The following is a 16733-nucleotide window of genomic DNA, read 5'->3' on the forward strand; positions in this document are numbered from 1 at the left end:
TCAGTGCTATCTCAATATGATAGCAATAAATAAATGTGGCGAATTATACCAGAATTTAGCTAAGCGACAACTTAAGCTGGATTATCAATATCTTTAAACTCAACATCAAAGCCATATTCTGCGGCTAACCACTCGCCTAATACTTTGACACCATAACGTTCGGTAGCGTGATGTCCTGCTGCAAAAAAATGTATGCCTTGTTCTCGAGCTGAATGAACAGTTTGTTCTGATACCTCACCGCTAATAAAGGCATCACATCCCTGACTTGCAGCTAGATCAATGTATCCTTGTCCACCACCAGTGCAAATTCCAATATGTTGAATTAAGCCCTCAGTCTCTTCAATACCACTAGCTGAAAACGGAGGACAATGTAAACAAGCTCGCCCTAATTTAGCGGAAATTAATGCTGCAAAAGTCTTTGCATTAACTGGTTCGACCAATTTTCCTTTCATCGGAATGGAGTACTTACCACTTTCTAACGGTTGTAATTCTTTAATACCTAATAATTCAGCTAATTGTGCATTATTTCCTAAAGAGGGGTGGATATCTAAAGGTAAGTGGTAAGCAAAAAGATTAAGATCATTTTGTAATAGGGTTTTTATTCTCCGCCCTTTCATACCTAGAATACAAGGATTTTCACTTTTCCAAAAATAGCCGTGATGGACTAAAAGTGCATCTGCTTGTTGAGCCACTGCATAATCAATCAATGCTTGAGATGCAGTAACACCAGTAATAATTTTCTTAACTTGTGGTCGTCCTTCAACCTGTAAACCATTAGGGGCATAATCACTAATATTAGTTGCATCTAATTTTTGGTTAATGATGCGTTCTAATTCTATATTTAACATTCACTTATCCTATCGATGTTCAAAAATCTTTGCTAGTGTAGCACAAACCGCCTTTAACAAAATAAAAACTACCCCGCCAAAGTAAAAAATTAGACCTATTTGCTAGTTCTGGTTAAACTAAGGCGTTTTATGATTTTATTGGCTAGGATCCTATACACTTAAATAATGATGAACAGTTTTTTTAATTTTCCGCTACCAACCAAGGCAAACGATCATAAAGTACTAGGGAATGTAATTGCAGACAGTGATACCTTAGTGATTGTTGAAAGTGCTAAACGCTATCAAGGCTTAATCGTTGTTGTTACTGCAGATACTCGTACCGCACGCCGTTTACAACAAAACTTATTCCAATTTAACCTTCAAGCACAAGTTTTTCCTGACTGGGAAACCTTACCTTATGATAGTTTTTCACCCCATCAAGACATTATTTCATCTCGACTAAGTGCTTTATTTTACTTACAAAATAGGAAAAATGGAGTACTTATTCTACCCGTTTCAACCTTAATGCAACGTCTTTGTCCACCTGAATTTCTCCAACAAAATGTCTTATTAATTCAAAAAGGGGATCGCTATCAACTTGAACGTTTTCGTCTCCAGTTGGAAAAAGCAGGTTATCGTGCAGTGGAACAAGTATTAGAACATGGCGAGTTTGCAATGCGAGGGGCATTACTTGATCTTTTTCCAATGGGTAGCCAACAACCTTATCGGTTAGATTTTTTTGATGATGAAATTGATACTATCCGCCTATTTGATGTTGATAGCCAAAGAACAACGCATGAAATAACACATATTGAACTACTACCAGCTCACGAATTTCCAACAGATGAGAAAAGTATTGAATTTTTCCGCACTCGCTTTCGTGAATACTTTGGAGAAATTCGCCGTGATCCCGAACATATCTATCAACAAGTTAGCAAAGGGACGCTTTCTGCGGGAATTGAATACTGGCAGCCACTATTTTTTGAAAAAATGGCGACTTTATTTGGTTATTTACCACCTGAAATGTTGTTTTTGACCTATGATAATATCAACAATGCTGCTATCCGTTTTTATCAAGATGCTGAACAACGCTATCATAGCCGTAAAGTGGATCCAATGCGTCCGCTATTACCTCCGAATGAATTATGGCTAAAAGAAGAACAGATTAATCACCACTTAAAAGCATATCCACGGCTAAAACTTACTCGGGAAACATTAAGCAATAGTGCCAAACAAAGTAACCTTGCCGTGCAAGCGTTACCCCCATTGACAATTCAAGCTCAACATAAAGAGCCATTACAGCAATTACGCCAATTTATTGAAAATCAAGCTGACATAACAAAATTTATTTTTTCGGTAGAAACTCAAGGACGGCGAGAAACCTTGCTTGATCTCCTCGCACCATTAAAAATAAAACCAAAAGAAATCAAGCAACTTATTCAGACCGAACAGCAAGATTTTAATCTGATGATCGGTAGTTTAGAACACGGTTTTATTCTTGAAGCAAATCAATATCACCCAACCATCGCTATTATTTGTGAAAGTGATCTGCTCGGTGAACGTATTCAACAACGCCAACGTCAACACCAAGAAAAACAGATCAACCCCGATGCTTTAATTCGCAATCTTGCTGAACTAAAAATAGGACAACCCGTTGTTCATTTAGATCACGGTGTAGGACGGTATAATGGTCTCACTACCCTAGAAACAGGCGGAATGCTCGCTGAATATTTAGTGTTAGAATATGCTGATCAGGCAAAACTGTATGTACCTGTTACTGCATTACATTTAATTAGCCGTTATGTAGGTGGAAACGAAGAATCCGCCCCTATTCACAAACTAGGTAGTGATAGCTGGGCAAAAACACGACAAAAAGCCGCTGAAAAAATCCGTGATGTTGCCGCTGAATTACTTGACGTTTATGCACGGCGTGAAGCGAGAGCAGGTTTCGCATTTCAATATGATAAAGAAGAATTTCGTCAATTTTGTGCCACCTTCCCTTTTGAAGAAACCTTTGACCAACAAATGGCGATTAATGCCGTCATCAGTGATATGTGTCAAACTCGCCCAATGGATCGCTTAGTCTGCGGTGATGTGGGTTTTGGGAAAACAGAAGTCGCTATGCGTGCGGCATTTCTTGCGGTAATGAATCATAAACAAGTCGCCGTACTTGTGCCTACCACCTTATTGGCTCAACAACATTACGATAACTTTAAAGATCGTTTTGCTAACTTGCCGATTAATGTTGAAATGCTATCACGCTTTAAAACCACTAAGGAACAAAAAAACATCTTACAGCAAGTTGTTGAAGGCAAAATTGATATTCTGATTGGCACGCACAAACTTATCCAAAGTGAGGTGAAATTCCACGATCTTGGACTCTTAATCATTGATGAAGAACATCGTTTCGGCGTTCGCCAAAAAGAAAAAATCAAACAATTAAGAGCAGATATTGATATTCTGACCTTAACCGCAACACCAATTCCTCGCACCTTAAATATGGCGATGAATGGTATTCGAGATCTGTCAATTATCGCTACCCCACCAGCTCGCCGTTTAAGCATCAAAACTTTTGTACGTCAAGGTGATGATCTCACTATTCGAGAAGCTATTTTGCGTGAAATTTTACGTGGTGGACAAGTATATTATTTACATAATGATGTTGCCACGATTGAAAACTGTGCTGAAAAATTAGCTGAATTAGTCCCTGAAGCACGCATTATCATTGGACACGGTCAAATGCGAGAACGGGAGTTAGAACGTGTTATGAGTGATTTTTATCACCAACGTTACAACCTTTTAGTCTGCACAACTATTATTGAAACAGGTATTGATATACCTAGTGCTAACACAATTATTATTGAACGTGCCGACCGCTTTGGTTTAGCTCAACTCCATCAATTACGAGGACGTGTTGGACGTTCCCATCATCAAGCCTATGCCTATTTACTCACCCCACCACCAAAATTAATGAGTAAAGATGCCCAAAAACGCTTAGAAGCATTAGGCAGTCTTGATAATCTTGGTGCAGGTTTTGTTCTTGCCACTCACGACCTAGAAATTCGTGGTGCTGGGGAATTACTCGGTTCCGAACAAAGTGGACAAATAGAAAGTATCGGCTTTTCTCTATATATGGAACTATTAGAAAATGCAATGGCAGCATTAAAAGCAGGAAAAGAACCATCGCTTGATGAACTGATGCAAAACCAAGTTGACATTGATCTGCGTATCCCAGCATTACTACCAGAAGACTATCTCGGTGATGTTAACCTCCGTTTATCATTCTATAAACGGATTGCTGGTGCAGAAGATTTAAACGCTTTAGATGCGATTAAAGTCGAATTAATCGACCGCTTTGGCAATTTGCCTGTACCTGTTAAAAATCTTCTGCAAATTGCAAAATTACGCTTAAAAATTAAACCATTACGGATCCAAAAAATTGAAGCAAATGCTAACGGTGGCTTTATCGAATTTAGTCCGAATGCTGATATTGATCCAGTTAAATTCTTACAACTGATTCAAACCGATCCACAAACCTACCGCTTTGATGGACCACTGAAATTCCGCTTCAACCAACAATTCGAAAGTTATCAAGCTCGATTAGATTTTATTACACAATTACTGCAACAACTTTCTGAATAATCTCAGCGTTTACTAAGAAAATGGGCAAAGTTTTCATCACTCTGCCCATTTTTTTAGATACAAAATTATAATTAATCCATCTGTTTAAAAATCTGTTGATTATGTTGCCCTAACCACTTACTACTGAGAGTGCCAGCAGTAATCGAGCCATTTACATTCAACGCTGTTCTAGCCATATCAATAATTGGTTCAATTGAAATTAACAACCCAACTAATGCGAGAGGTAATCCCATCGTTGATAAAACGACAATCGCAGCAAAGGTTGCACCACCACCAACACCAGCAATCCCAAAAGAGGAAATGGTAATAATCACCACTAGAGAGAGAATAAAATCAACGGTAAAAGGATCAATACCAATTGTTGGCGCAATCATCACTGCTAACATCGCTGGGTAGATACCTGCACAGCCATTTTGCCCAATAGTTGCACCGAAAGAAGCTGAAAAATTAGCGATTGTTGACGCATTTCCCAATTTATTAGTTTGGGTTTCAATATTTAAAGGAATGGAAGCGGCACTAGAACGTGAAGTAAACGCAAATAATAATGTTGGTAAGACTTTTTTATAATAAGTCAGCGGATTAATACCATTTACAACCAATAATAGACCGTGAATCACAAACATTGTTGCAATGGCTAAGTAAGAAGCCAAAATAAAACTAAATAAATTTAGAATATCCGATAATGTTGATTTGGCAGCCATATTAGTCATTAACGCTAAAATACCATAAGGTGTTAATGAAATAACAATACGTACCAAACTCATAATTAATTTATTTAAACTTTCAATCCCCGATAATAAGCGTTCACCAGTATGTTTATCATTTTGATATACTTTTAAGGTTGCCATACCTAATAATGCTGAGAAAATCACAACACTAATAATAGAAGTAGGGTTTGCTCCCGTTAATTCCGCAAACGGATTACGAGGAATGAAAGATAAAAGCATTTCAGGAATTGTTGAATTCATCACTCGATCAACATGCCCTAAAACACGTTCCTGAGCAGCTAATTCTCTTGCTCCTGCAATCAAACCCTCTGCATTCAGATGAAATAAAGCACTAAATAAAATACCAATAAGTGCGGAAATCGCCGTGGTAAAAAGTAACACAAATAGAATACTAAAACTGATCTTACCTAAAGCAGTAACATCATATAACTTACTCACCGCCGATAGAATAGAGACTAAAACTAATGGCATGACTATCATTTGTAACAATCTAACATAACCGCCACCAACAATATTTACCCAACTTAATATCTGCTTTAAATCAGCCGTATTTTCTGCATAAAAATATTGTAGAACCGATCCAAAGATTAAACCTAAGACCAAAGCTATAAATACTGTTTTTGATAATGATGCCTGCCTTTGCTGCACCAAATATACAGCACCTAATAAAGCGGTAAATAAAACGAGAATAAATAAAACCGACATAAATCCCCCTATATTTTCAAAATATGATAAATGGTTGATAGCATAAAAAATTTACGCTTCTAAACCAATAACATAAAAATATAAACTAGAACCAAAAATCATAACGATATATTTTTAATAAAAAAATCAATAAGTTAAAACAAAAAAGACTGCTCTAAGAACAGTCTTTTAAATGGTATATAAATTAAAAATTTACATAGTTTGAGTGAAAGTACGAGTAATAACGTCTTGTTGTTGCTCTTTGGTTAATGAATTAAAACGCACAGCATAACCAGAAACACGGATTGTTAATTGTGGGTATTTTTCTGGATTTTCCATTGCATCTAATAACATTTCACGATTCATCACATTCACATTAAGATGTTGACCACCTTCAATGGTTGCTTCGTGATGGAAATAACCGTCCATTAAGCCTGCAAGATTACGTTTTTGTGCTTCATAATCTTTACCTAACGCATTTGGTACAATTGAGAAGGTATAAGAGATACCATCTTTAGCGTATGCAAATGGTAATTTTGCCACTGAGGTTAAAGAAGCTACTGCACCTTTTTGATCACGTCCGTGCATTGGGTTTGCCCCCGGTCCAAATGGAGCACCAGCACGACGCCCATCTGGGGTATTACCTGTTTTCTTACCATATACAACGTTTGAAGTGATAGTTAGCACAGATTGAGTAGGCACAGCATTACGATAAGTTTTAAGTTTTTGAATTTTCTTCATAAAACGTTCAACCAGATCGCAAGCAATATCATCAACACGGCTATCATTATTACCAAATTGTGGATATTCACCTTCAATTTCAAAATCAATTGCAATGCCATCTTCATCACGTACTGGTTTCACTTTCGCATATTTAATCGCTGAAAGTGAGTCTGCGGCAACTGAAAGTCCAGCAATACCACACGCCATTGTACGATAAACATCACGATCGTGTAATGCCATCAATGATGCTTCATAGCTATATTTATCGTGCATATAGTGAATGATATTTAAAGCGGTAACATATTGTTTCGCTAACCAATCCATAAAGCTATCCATACGAGTCATAACATCATCGTAATCAAGATATTCCGTTTTAATTGGTTCAGTTTTTGGACCAACTTGCATTTTTAATTTTTCATCAACACCACCGTTGATAGCATAAAGCATTGTTTTCGCTAAGTTTGCACGTGCACCAAAGAATTGCATTTGTTTACCAACAACCATTGGGCTTACACAACAAGCTATCGCATAGTCATCACTGTTGAAATCTGGACGCATTAAGTCATCGTTTTCATATTGAACAGATGAAGTATCAATTGATACTTTGGCACAATAACGTTTAAAGGTTTCTGGTAATTTTTCAGACCATAAAATCGTCATATTAGGTTCTGGTGATGGACCCATTGTGTATAAAGTATTTAAGAAACGGAACGTATTTTTGGTAACTAAAGTACGTCCATCTAAGCCCATACCACCTAAAGATTCTGTTGCCCAAATAGGATCGCCTGAGAATAATTGATCGTATTCTGGTGTACGTAAGAAACGTACCATACGTAATTTCATTACCAAATGGTCAATTAATTCTTGTGCTTCTTCTTCAGTAATTTTACCAGCCGCTAAATCACGTTCGATATAAATATCTAAGAATGACGAAACACGTCCAAATGACATTGCTGCCCCATTTTGGGATTTAACCGCTGCAAGATAGCCGAAATAGGTCCACTGTACCGCTTCTTTCGCATTAGTTGCTGGGCCAGAAATATCATAGCCATAAGTTGCTGCCATTTGTTTAATTTGATCTAACGCTTTGTGTTGCTCAGCAATTTCTTCACGCAACTGAATGGTCATTTCAAGATCTTCGCCACTTTCTAATCTCGCTTGTAACGAATTAAATTGATTAACCTTATCTGCCATAAGGAAATCAATACCATATAATGCAACACGGCGATAATCCCCAATAATACGACCACGTCCATAAGCATCTGGTAAGCCAGTTAAAACCCCTGATTTACGGCAACGTAAAATATCTGGAGTATAAACATCAAACACCCCTTGGTTATGGGTTTTACGGTATTCAGTGAAGATTTTTTTGACTTGTGGATCAAGTTCTCGTCCATAAACTTTACAAGAACCTTCCACCATTTTGATACCACCAAATGGAATAATTGCACGTTTTAATGGTGCATCAGTTTGTAAACCAACGATTTGTTCTAATTCTTTTTCGATATAACCCGCTGGGTGAGAAGTGATAGTTGAAGGTAAGTCTGTATCAAAATCAAGTGGTTCGTGTGTACGATTTTCCTCTTTGATTCCCTCCATCACTTTATCCCAAAGTTTATTCGTTGCTGGTGTTGCACCTGCTAAGAACAATTCATCACCTTCATACGGTGTATAGTTTAATTGAATAAAATCACGTACATTGACATTTTGCTGCCAATCGCCCGCTTTAAAGCCAGCCCAAGCATTTTGTTGTTGTTCTGTTAATTGAGTCATTGTTTATTTCCTCATAAGTAAAATGAAAATGAAAACTTTAATGTGCTTTTGCTAAATAACGATGAAATAATGCGACAAATACTGCACCACCCACTATGTTCCCTAAGGTTACAGGAATTAAGTTCTTCACAATAAAATGGTATAGATCTAAATCTGCGTATAGTGCTGGATCGATCCCAAGCTGCTGCCAAAATTCAGGGGGACTATATTGAGCAGTTAAAATACCTAACGGAAGCATAAACATATTTGCAACACAGTGTTCAAAACCTGAAGACACAAAAAGTGCGATAGGCAAAATCATAATAAAGGCTTTGTCTGTTACCGTACGTCCAGCATAAGATAACCACACTGCAATACACACCATTACATTACATAAAATTCCAAGATTAAAAGCTTCAAACCAAGTATGGTGGATTTTATGTTGAGCCGTTTTTAAAATCGTTAAGCCCCACTGACTATGATCTGCCATTAGTTGTCCACTAAACCAAATAATGGCAACCATCACTAAACTACCAACAAAATTGCCTAAATAGACCACAATCCAATTGCGTAACATCTGCCAAGTCGTAATCCGACCTGCCACACGAGCAGTAATAGTCATAGTCGATGAGGTAAATAACTCCGTCCCAAACAACACAACCATTATAACGCCTAATGAAAAGACTAAACCACCAACTAATTTACTCAATCCCCAAGCCACGCCTGCACTGCCTGTTTGTGTAGTGGTATAAAAAATGAAAGCTAAAGCTATACAAGCCCCCGCTGAAATTGCCGATGCAAACGAAAGGAAAGGACGTTTATTCGCTTTATAAACAGCTGAATTTTCTGCTATTGTCGCCATCTCCGCAGGCGTTAATGCGATAAGTGTAGTTTGATCTTGAGTGGTAGCCATATTTTTTACCTGACAAGGTGATAATTGAAGCTTCACAACTTCAAATAAATTTTATTTTTTCAACAGATTTACTAATTATAAAAAGTCTATATAGAAATAAACAGTCATTTTACGGTTTCTCACCATCTGTTTAGAAAGTTATTGATCTAGATCAAACCTTAAGAATAAATAACTTTATTCAGTTAAATACAAGATTTTATGTTAAAGCAAATAGGTTTTACAGTACAATGGGTATCAGGCAATTAACTTATTTCATCAATCATTAATAAGGAAAAATTATGTCAACTATTTTTAGCAAAATTATCCGTCAAGAAATTCCAGCCAATATTGTTTATCAAGATGAATTAGTCACAGCTTTTCGTGATATTTCACCACAAGCTCCAACTCATATCTTAATTATTCCTAATAAAGTGATTCCAACTGTCAACGATGTTACCACCCAAGATGAAGTTGCGTTAGGGCGTCTATTTACGGTGGCAGCTAAATTAGCAGAACAAGAAGGCATTGCTGAAGATGGTTACCGTTTAATTGTTAACTGCAATAAACACGGTAGGCAAGAAGTTTACCATCTACATATGCACTTAGTTGGTGGTAAACCGCTTGGTGCTATGTTGAAAAAAGACTAAGTCCCTTTTCACCAGCACAGTAAAAATAGATTCAACAAATATGAAATATAAAAATTTAAGAGATTTTATTACTTTATTAGAACAAAAAGGCGAGTTAAAGCGGATTACCCAAGAAATCGACCCTTATTTAGAAATGACTGAGATTGCTGACCGAACTTTACGGCAGGGTGGTCCAGCACTATTATTTGAAAATCCAAAAGGCTACTCTATTCCTGTTTTATGCAACCTCTTTGGTACACCAAAACGTGTGGCTTTAGGAATGGGACAAGAAGACGTTTCCGCCCTGCGTGAATTAGGCAAATTACTCGCCTTTCTCAAAGAACCTGAACCACCTCGAGGCTTTAAAGACTTGATCAATTCATTACCTCAATTTAAACAGGTATTAAATATGCCAACTAAGGTGTTAGGGAAAGCTGATTGTCAAAAAATTGTCCTAACTGGGGAGGAAATCGATCTCTACCAACTGCCAATTATGCAATGTTGGGCTGAAGATGTCGCACCGCTTATCACTTGGGGACTAACCATTACCAAAGGACCGCATAAAAAACGCCAAAATCTCGGTATTTATCGTCAACAATTACTGGGTAAAAATAAACTGATTATGCGTTGGCTTTCACACCGTGGTGGTGCATTAGATTTTCAAGAGTGGAAAAACGCTCACCCGGGTGAAAAATTCCCTGTTTCGGTCGCTCTTGGGGCTGATCCAGCTACAATCCTAAGTGCTGTAACTCCAGTACCTGATACCCTCTCTGAATACGCCTTTGCTGGTTTATTACGTGGCAATAAAACCGAAGTCGTCAAATCAATTAGTAACGATCTGGACGTCCCAGCCAGTGCTGAAATCGTTTTAGAAGGTTATATCGATCCAGACGAAACCGCCCTTGAAGGTCCTTATGGCGATCATACTGGTTACTACAACGAACAAGAATACTTCCCTGTCTTTACCGTTACCCACATCACAATGCGACCAGATCCGATTTATCATTCAACCTATACAGGTCGCCCACCCGATGAACCTGCGGTACTTGGTGAAGCCTTAAATGAAGTCTTTATCCCAATCTTGCAAAAACAATTCCCTGAAATTGTTGACTTTTATCTACCACCTGAAGGTTGTTCCTATCGCCTTGCGGTGGTAACCATCAAAAAACAATATGCAGGGCATGCTAAACGAGTAATGATGGGCGTTTGGTCATTCCTCCGTCAATTTATGTACACCAAATTTGTGATCGTGTGTGATGATGATGTTAATGCACGAGACTGGAAAGACGTCATCTGGGCAATTACCACCCGTTGTGATCCTGCTCGAGATCTCACCCTCGTTGAAAACACCCCAATCGACTACCTTGACTTCGCCTCCCCTGTTGCAGGCTTAGGTTCAAAAATGGGCATTGATGCCACCAACAAATGGCAAGGCGAAACCCAACGAGAATGGGGAACCCCAATCAAAAAAGATCCAAAAGTCGTCGAACGCATCAACCAAATTTGGGAGAGTTTGGGGATTGAGGAAAATTAAGGTTTAAGCAAAAAGAGATAATTAAAAAATTATCTCTTTCTTCAATTATTAGAATTTAATTAAGCCTTTCTAATCGAACAATCAAATTTCGTTTTCTATAAATAGAACCGATTAGCAAAATAAAGTGTAATTCCTTACAAATTTTCAATCAACTCCAAAGTAATACCATCAGGGTCTTTGAAATAGACGGCTTTACATTTACCACAACCATAATGACTAAAATCAAAATATTGTGGTTCTGATAGGAATTCTACGCCTAATTGTGAAAGGCGTTGATATTCGGCATCAATATCACTGACTTCAAAACAGACTTCTGAAATTGAAATATGATTGAGATCGTTTTTATTTTTGATCACTTCAACACCTTCAAGTTGTAGTAATTCAATCGGTGGGCAGTTAATTTCATCACTACCATTTAAATAAGCAATATGGGCTTTGCAATTTGTTAAATTAAATAATTTATCGGTTTCTTTCCCTTCCATTACCATTTGTCCCAAATATTTTAAGCCTAAAATATCACGATAAAAGATAATTGATTTTTCAAGATTAGAAACGGTTAAACCGATATGTAACACTTTCTTTAACATTGTTTCTTCCTAATTAATTAAAATTTGCTATGGTTTAATTTATTAAATAAAGAAAAGATCAAGTAAAAAAATAGCGACCTAAGTCGCTATTTTTAGCTCTTATCCTTTATGTTTCATTGCTGGGAATAAGATAACATCACGGATTGACTCTGCATTTGCAAATAACATTGCTAAGCGGTCAATTCCTAAACCTTCCCCTGCCGTTGGTGGTAAGCCGTGTTCTAATGCGACAACAAAGTCTTCATCTTTAAACATCGCTTCATCATCACCCGCTTCTTTTGCTTGGACTTGTGCATCAAAACGTGCATTTTGATCTTCTGCATCGTTTAACTCTGAGAAGCCGTTACCAATTTCACGTCCACCAATAAATAATTCAAAGCGATCTGTAACTTCTGGATTTTGGTCGTTACGGCGAGCTAATGGTGAGATTTCTGCTGGGTGAGCCATTAAGAAGGTTGGTTGAATGAGGTGGTGTTCTGCCACTTCTTCAAAGATAGCGTTGACTAAACTACCTAAGCCCCAAGATTTTTGGACATCAATACCAAGTTTTTCAGCTACATTTTTTGCACGTTCAAAATCATATAGATCGTCTTTAACAATGCCTTGTTCCGCACCATATTTTAAGATCGCATCGTGCATTGTGATACGTTCAAAAGGCTTGCCAAAGTCAAATTGATAATCACCGTAAGGGACGATAGTTGTACCTAAAATATCTAGGGCTAATTTGCGTAATAATTCTTCGGTGTTATCCATTAAATCGTGATAATCGGCATAGGCTTGGTAGTATTCAAGCATAGTAAATTCTGGATTATGGCGGATTGATACCCCTTCATTACGGAAGTTACGGTTTAATTCAAACACTCGTTCAAAACCACCTACTACGAGCCGTTTTAGATATAACTCTGGTGCAATCCGTAAATACATATCAATATCTAAGGCGTTGTGATGTGTGATAAATGGACGAGCAGAAGCACCACCCGGGATCACTTGTAACATTGGTGTTTCAACTTCCATAAAGCCTTTGTTGATAAAGTATTCACGAATACCTGCAATCACTTTCGAGCGGATAATAAAGGTACGGCGAGAATGTTCATTACTGATTAAGTCAAGATAACGTTGACGGTAGCGGGTTTCTTGATCGGCTAAACCGTGGAATTTATCTGGTAAAGGACGTAACGCTTTCGTTAATAATTCAATCGCAGAACAACGGATCGTTAATTCATTGGTTTTGGTTTTAAATAATGTTCCTTTTGCACCAACGATATCCCCAAGATCAAGCATTGCCATTAATTCTTGATAGACACCTTCGGGTAAAAGATCTCGTGCAACATAAAGTTGAATTCTACCACTCATATCTTGTAGGGTGATAAAACTAGCTTTTCCCATTTTGCGGCGAGTCATAATCCGTCCTGCAACACTCACCTCAATTTCTTCGGCTTTTAAACTTTCGCCTTCAGTTTCGCTATATTGAGTTTGTAGGTCGCCAGCTAGATTTTGACGGCGAAAAGTATTTGGAAAAGCGTTACCTTGTTGGCGTAAGATCGCTAATTTCTCACGGCGAGCTAACATTTCACCGTTAAGATCAAGTTCTTGAGTTTGTTCTGTCATTTTATTTACCTTTAAAAAATTAATCCTTATAGCCCTGCTTTTAAGCTAGCTTCAATAAATTTATCTAAATCCCCATCTAACACTGCTTGCGTGTTACGATTTTCTACGCCAGTGCGTAAATCTTTGATCCGAGCATCATCTAAGACATAAGAACGAATCTGACTGCCCCAACCAATATCAGATTTGCTATCTTCCATTGCTTGTTTTTCGGCATTCTTTTTCTGTAATTCCATTTCATACAACTTAGCTTTAAGTTGTTTCATACATTGATCTTTATTCTTATGTTGTGAACGATCATTTTGACACTGCACTACTATTCCTGATGGGATATGCGTAATTCGCACCGCACTTTCTGTTCGGTTGACGTGCTGTCCCCCTGCTCCTGAAGCTCGATAAACATCAATGCGTAAATCAGCAGGATTAATGTCGATATCAATATCATCATCAATCTCTGGGTAAACAAATACCGCACTAAAAGAGGTATGACGGCGATTATTGGAGTCAAATGGACTTTTACGCACTAAACGATGAATACCTGTTTCTGTACGTAACCACCCAAACGCATACTCACCACTAATTTTAATAGTAGCGGATTTTATTCCTGCAACATCACCATCTGATGCTTCCATTAATTCGGTCTTAAAGCCTTTACTTTCAGCCCAACGTAAATACATACGCAGCAACATTTCTGTCCAATCTTGTGCCTCTGTACCACCAGATCCTGCTTGTAAATCAACATAACAATCCGCACTGTCATGCTGTCCACTAAACATACGGCGAAATTCAAGTTGTGCAAGTTGTTGTTCTAATTGGGTTAATTCAGCAATAGTTTCATCAAAAGTGGCTTGGTCTTCTGCTTCTACTGCTAATTCAAGCAACCCTTCAACATCTTCACATCCTTGTTCTAATCCTTGGATCGTTGCCACTACCGCTTCTAAACTAGAACGTTCTTTTCCTAACATCTGTGCTTTTTCTGGTTGATTCCAAACATCAGGTTGTTCTAGTTCGGCATTCACTTCTTCTAAACGTTCGACTTTGTGATCAAAGTCAAAGATACCCCCGAATAACGGCAGTACGTTGTTTTACATCATAAATTCGGTTTTTTACTGGATTAATTTCAAACATAATTTAACAATTTTAATTAAAAATAAGCCTTGAATTATAAAAGATTTAATCAAATTATGATAGTTTTTAGCCGAGCAAAAATGTGCAGTAAGGGACAAAAAATTTACCATTTTTGAAAAATAGACTAAAATATCTTCCCTTTTGATAGCCAATATCAATTGTTAAAGAGACAAATTATTTAAATTTAAGTCGTAACTTAACTTTTAATCTAAGGAACGTGCATGAAATCAGAATTAGATACCTCAACCTTATCGTATCGGGATAGAATGGCAATTGAAGAACACGAACGTCTAAGTCCTCGTCTTCTGTATGAAATTATCCGTCAAGATGGGATTGAAGAATTAACTCGCCCAACAAAAGCCTTAATTTTTTCTGGTATTACTGCAGGGCTAGTCGTAACGTTCTCCTTTGTGTTTAAAGCAATCTTTACTGCTTATGCACCTAACCAACCTTGGGCACCATTAATTACCAATATGGGATATACCGTTGGTTTCTTACTGGTTATTCTTGGGCGTATGCAGTTATTTACCGAAAATACGATTACAACTGTTGTTCCTCTGTTTAATCCATTAACTTGGAAAAAAATTATTGCTGTCGCTCGTTTATGGAGCATTGTTTTTGCCTCAAATTTAGTTGGTACCGCTTTAGCCGCACTCTTTTTACAAAATGATCAGGCATTTAATCCTGAATTTGTCGAAGCTATGCACAACATTGCACTACACGTTGCACATCAAGATGCGATTAGTAATATTCTTAAAGGTATTCCTGCTGGTATTTTAATTGCTTCAGTGGTATGGATGATGCCATCGGTTAATAGTGGCAAATTTATTATGATTTTCTTCTTTATCTATTTGATTGCATTAGGTGATTTTGCTCATGTTGTCGTAGGTTCAGCGGAAATTGCGTATCTCGTCTTCCAAGGACAAGCTGATCTCTATGATTACTTCATCACCTTTTTACTACCAACCGCTTTTGGAAATATTGTCGGTGGTACAGTTGTCTTTACAATGATGATATATGGGCAAGTCAACCAAGAAATTGAAATTGGAAGTCGAAAATAAAAACAATTAATCTTTAACTCTTTTTGATTAAAAGCCTGATCCTTGATCAGGCTTTTGTTGATTATACCAGCATAAAATCAATAATTATTTGCATAATTATGCAACAAACATTAATATATTTTCACTTTAACGATTGAAATACTTTAAGTTAAGCACTGCCTAATTTTCAGAATAAAAAAACATAAGTAGAGAAACAATGACAATTTCAATTCAAAACGTAAACTTTTTTTACGGTAATACACAAGTCTTATTTGATATTAACTTAACCGCTCAAGAAGGGGATACTGTAGTCTTACTCGGTCCAAGTGGTGCAGGTAAAAGTACTTTAATTAGAACTTTAAATTTATTAGAAATTCCACAATCAGGGCAATTAACCATTGCTAACAACCATTTTGATTTAGCCAAAAACAAAGATCCAAAACAAATCCAGAAATTACGTCAAGATGTTGGTATGGTCTTTCAACAATATAATCTTTGGCCGCATTTAACCGTCATGCAAAATCTGATTGAGGCACCACTGAAAGTATTAAAACTAAATGAAAACGAAGCAAAACAACGTGCAACCAGTTTATTACAACGCTTACGTTTAGCTCAATTTGCTGAACGTTTTCCATTACATTTATCAGGTGGGCAACAACAACGTGTTGCGATTGCAAGAGCATTAATGATGCAACCACAAGTTTTGTTATTCGATGAACCAACCGCCGCTCTCGATCCAGAAATCACCGCTCAAGTTGTTGCAATTATTCAAGAGTTACAACAAACAGGAATTACCCAAGTGATAGTTACTCACGAAGTTGCTGTCGCAAAAAAAGTTGCCACTAAAGTGGTGTATATGGAACAAGGACGAATTATTGAAATGGGTGGAACAGAGTGTTTTACTCAGCCGAAAACAGATCAATTAAAACACTATTTATCACACTAATATCTTAAATTTCACCGCA

General features: G+C 37.3%; 12 protein-coding genes. 5 read left to right on the forward strand and 7 right to left on the reverse strand.

Translation table 11 applies throughout. From position 1 onward, the window contains the following. Positions 1-71: 71 nt before the first annotated feature. A complete protein-coding gene (locus CEP47_RS05390) occupies positions 72-848 on the reverse strand; it encodes a Nif3-like dinuclear metal center hexameric protein (RefSeq protein ID WP_261920593.1) in 777 nt (258 codons plus the stop codon). Between the two features lie 165 nt (positions 849-1013). On the opposite strand from CEP47_RS05390, the gene mfd reads away from it, so the two are divergent. Continuing rightward, on the forward strand, positions 1014-4469 hold the full coding sequence (gene mfd, locus CEP47_RS05395; RefSeq protein ID WP_265482609.1) for a transcription-repair coupling factor: 3456 nt from the start codon (positions 1014-1016) through the stop codon (positions 4467-4469). A 71-nt stretch (positions 4470-4540) separates the two neighbouring features. On the opposite strand, the gene CEP47_RS05400 is transcribed toward mfd, so the two are convergent. The 3 genes from CEP47_RS05400 to focA all read right to left on the reverse strand — a co-directional run bounded on the left by CEP47_RS05400 (position 4541) and on the right by focA (position 9269). Next, positions 4541-5902, reverse strand: coding sequence for an L-cystine transporter (locus CEP47_RS05400; RefSeq protein WP_261920592.1), 1362 nt, complete (start codon positions 5900-5902; stop codon positions 4541-4543). Between the two features lie 192 nt (positions 5903-6094). Next, positions 6095-8377, reverse strand: coding sequence for a formate C-acetyltransferase (gene pflB, locus CEP47_RS05405; protein WP_261920591.1), 2283 nt, complete (start codon positions 8375-8377; stop codon positions 6095-6097). Between the two features lie 37 nt (positions 8378-8414). Then, positions 8415-9269 carry a formate transporter FocA gene (gene focA, locus CEP47_RS05410; RefSeq protein WP_261920590.1) on the reverse strand — a complete coding sequence of 285 codons (855 nt, stop codon included), beginning with the start codon at positions 9267-9269 and terminating at the stop codon, positions 8415-8417. A gap of 278 nt (positions 9270-9547) precedes the next feature. Between focA and hinT the strand changes: the two genes are divergently transcribed. Both hinT and ubiD read left to right on the forward strand, forming a co-directional pair. Then, the gene (hinT, locus tag CEP47_RS05415) at positions 9548-9895 is read left to right on the forward strand and encodes a purine nucleoside phosphoramidase (RefSeq protein ID WP_261920589.1); all 348 of its coding nucleotides are present in this window, start codon (positions 9548-9550) and stop codon (positions 9893-9895) included. Positions 9896-9935: 40 nt separating this feature from the next. Beyond that, positions 9936-11408, forward strand: coding sequence for a 4-hydroxy-3-polyprenylbenzoate decarboxylase (gene ubiD, locus CEP47_RS05420; RefSeq protein ID WP_261920588.1), 1473 nt, complete (start codon positions 9936-9938; stop codon positions 11406-11408). A gap of 134 nt (positions 11409-11542) precedes the next feature. On the opposite strand, the gene CEP47_RS05425 is transcribed toward ubiD, so the two are convergent. The 3 genes from CEP47_RS05425 to prfB form a co-directional block, all read right to left on the reverse strand. Then, complete coding sequence (locus CEP47_RS05425; RefSeq protein ID WP_261920587.1) at positions 11543-11995, reverse strand: VOC family protein; 453 nt, start codon at positions 11993-11995, stop codon at positions 11543-11545. A 99-nt stretch (positions 11996-12094) separates the two neighbouring features. Next, positions 12095-13603: a lysine--tRNA ligase gene (gene lysS / locus CEP47_RS05430; protein WP_261920586.1), complete on the reverse strand. Its 1509-nt coding sequence runs from the start codon at positions 13601-13603 to the stop codon at positions 12095-12097. A gap of 26 nt (positions 13604-13629) precedes the next feature. Then, positions 13630-14728, reverse strand: a protein-coding gene (gene prfB / locus CEP47_RS05435; protein ID WP_261920585.1) for a peptide chain release factor 2 whose coding sequence is annotated in 2 segments (ribosomal slippage) — positions 13630-14652 and positions 14654-14728 — 1098 coding nt in all. Because the reading frame shifts where the segments join, the coding sequence is not laid out codon by codon here. 221 nt (positions 14729-14949) lie between these two features. Between prfB and CEP47_RS05440 the strand changes: the two genes are divergently transcribed. Further along, positions 14950-15789, forward strand: coding sequence for a formate/nitrite transporter family protein (locus tag CEP47_RS05440; RefSeq protein WP_261920584.1), 840 nt, complete (start codon positions 14950-14952; stop codon positions 15787-15789). A 196-nt stretch (positions 15790-15985) separates the two neighbouring features. Beyond that, positions 15986-16714 carry an arginine ABC transporter ATP-binding protein ArtP gene (gene artP, locus CEP47_RS05445; protein WP_261920583.1) on the forward strand — a complete coding sequence of 243 codons (729 nt, stop codon included), beginning with the start codon at positions 15986-15988 and terminating at the stop codon, positions 16712-16714. The last annotated feature ends 19 nt before the right edge of the window (positions 16715-16733 follow it).

It is taken from the genome of Mergibacter septicus, assembly GCF_003265225.1.
In the GTDB taxonomy this organism is placed as follows: Bacteria; Pseudomonadota; Gammaproteobacteria; order Enterobacterales; family Pasteurellaceae; genus Mergibacter; species Mergibacter septicus.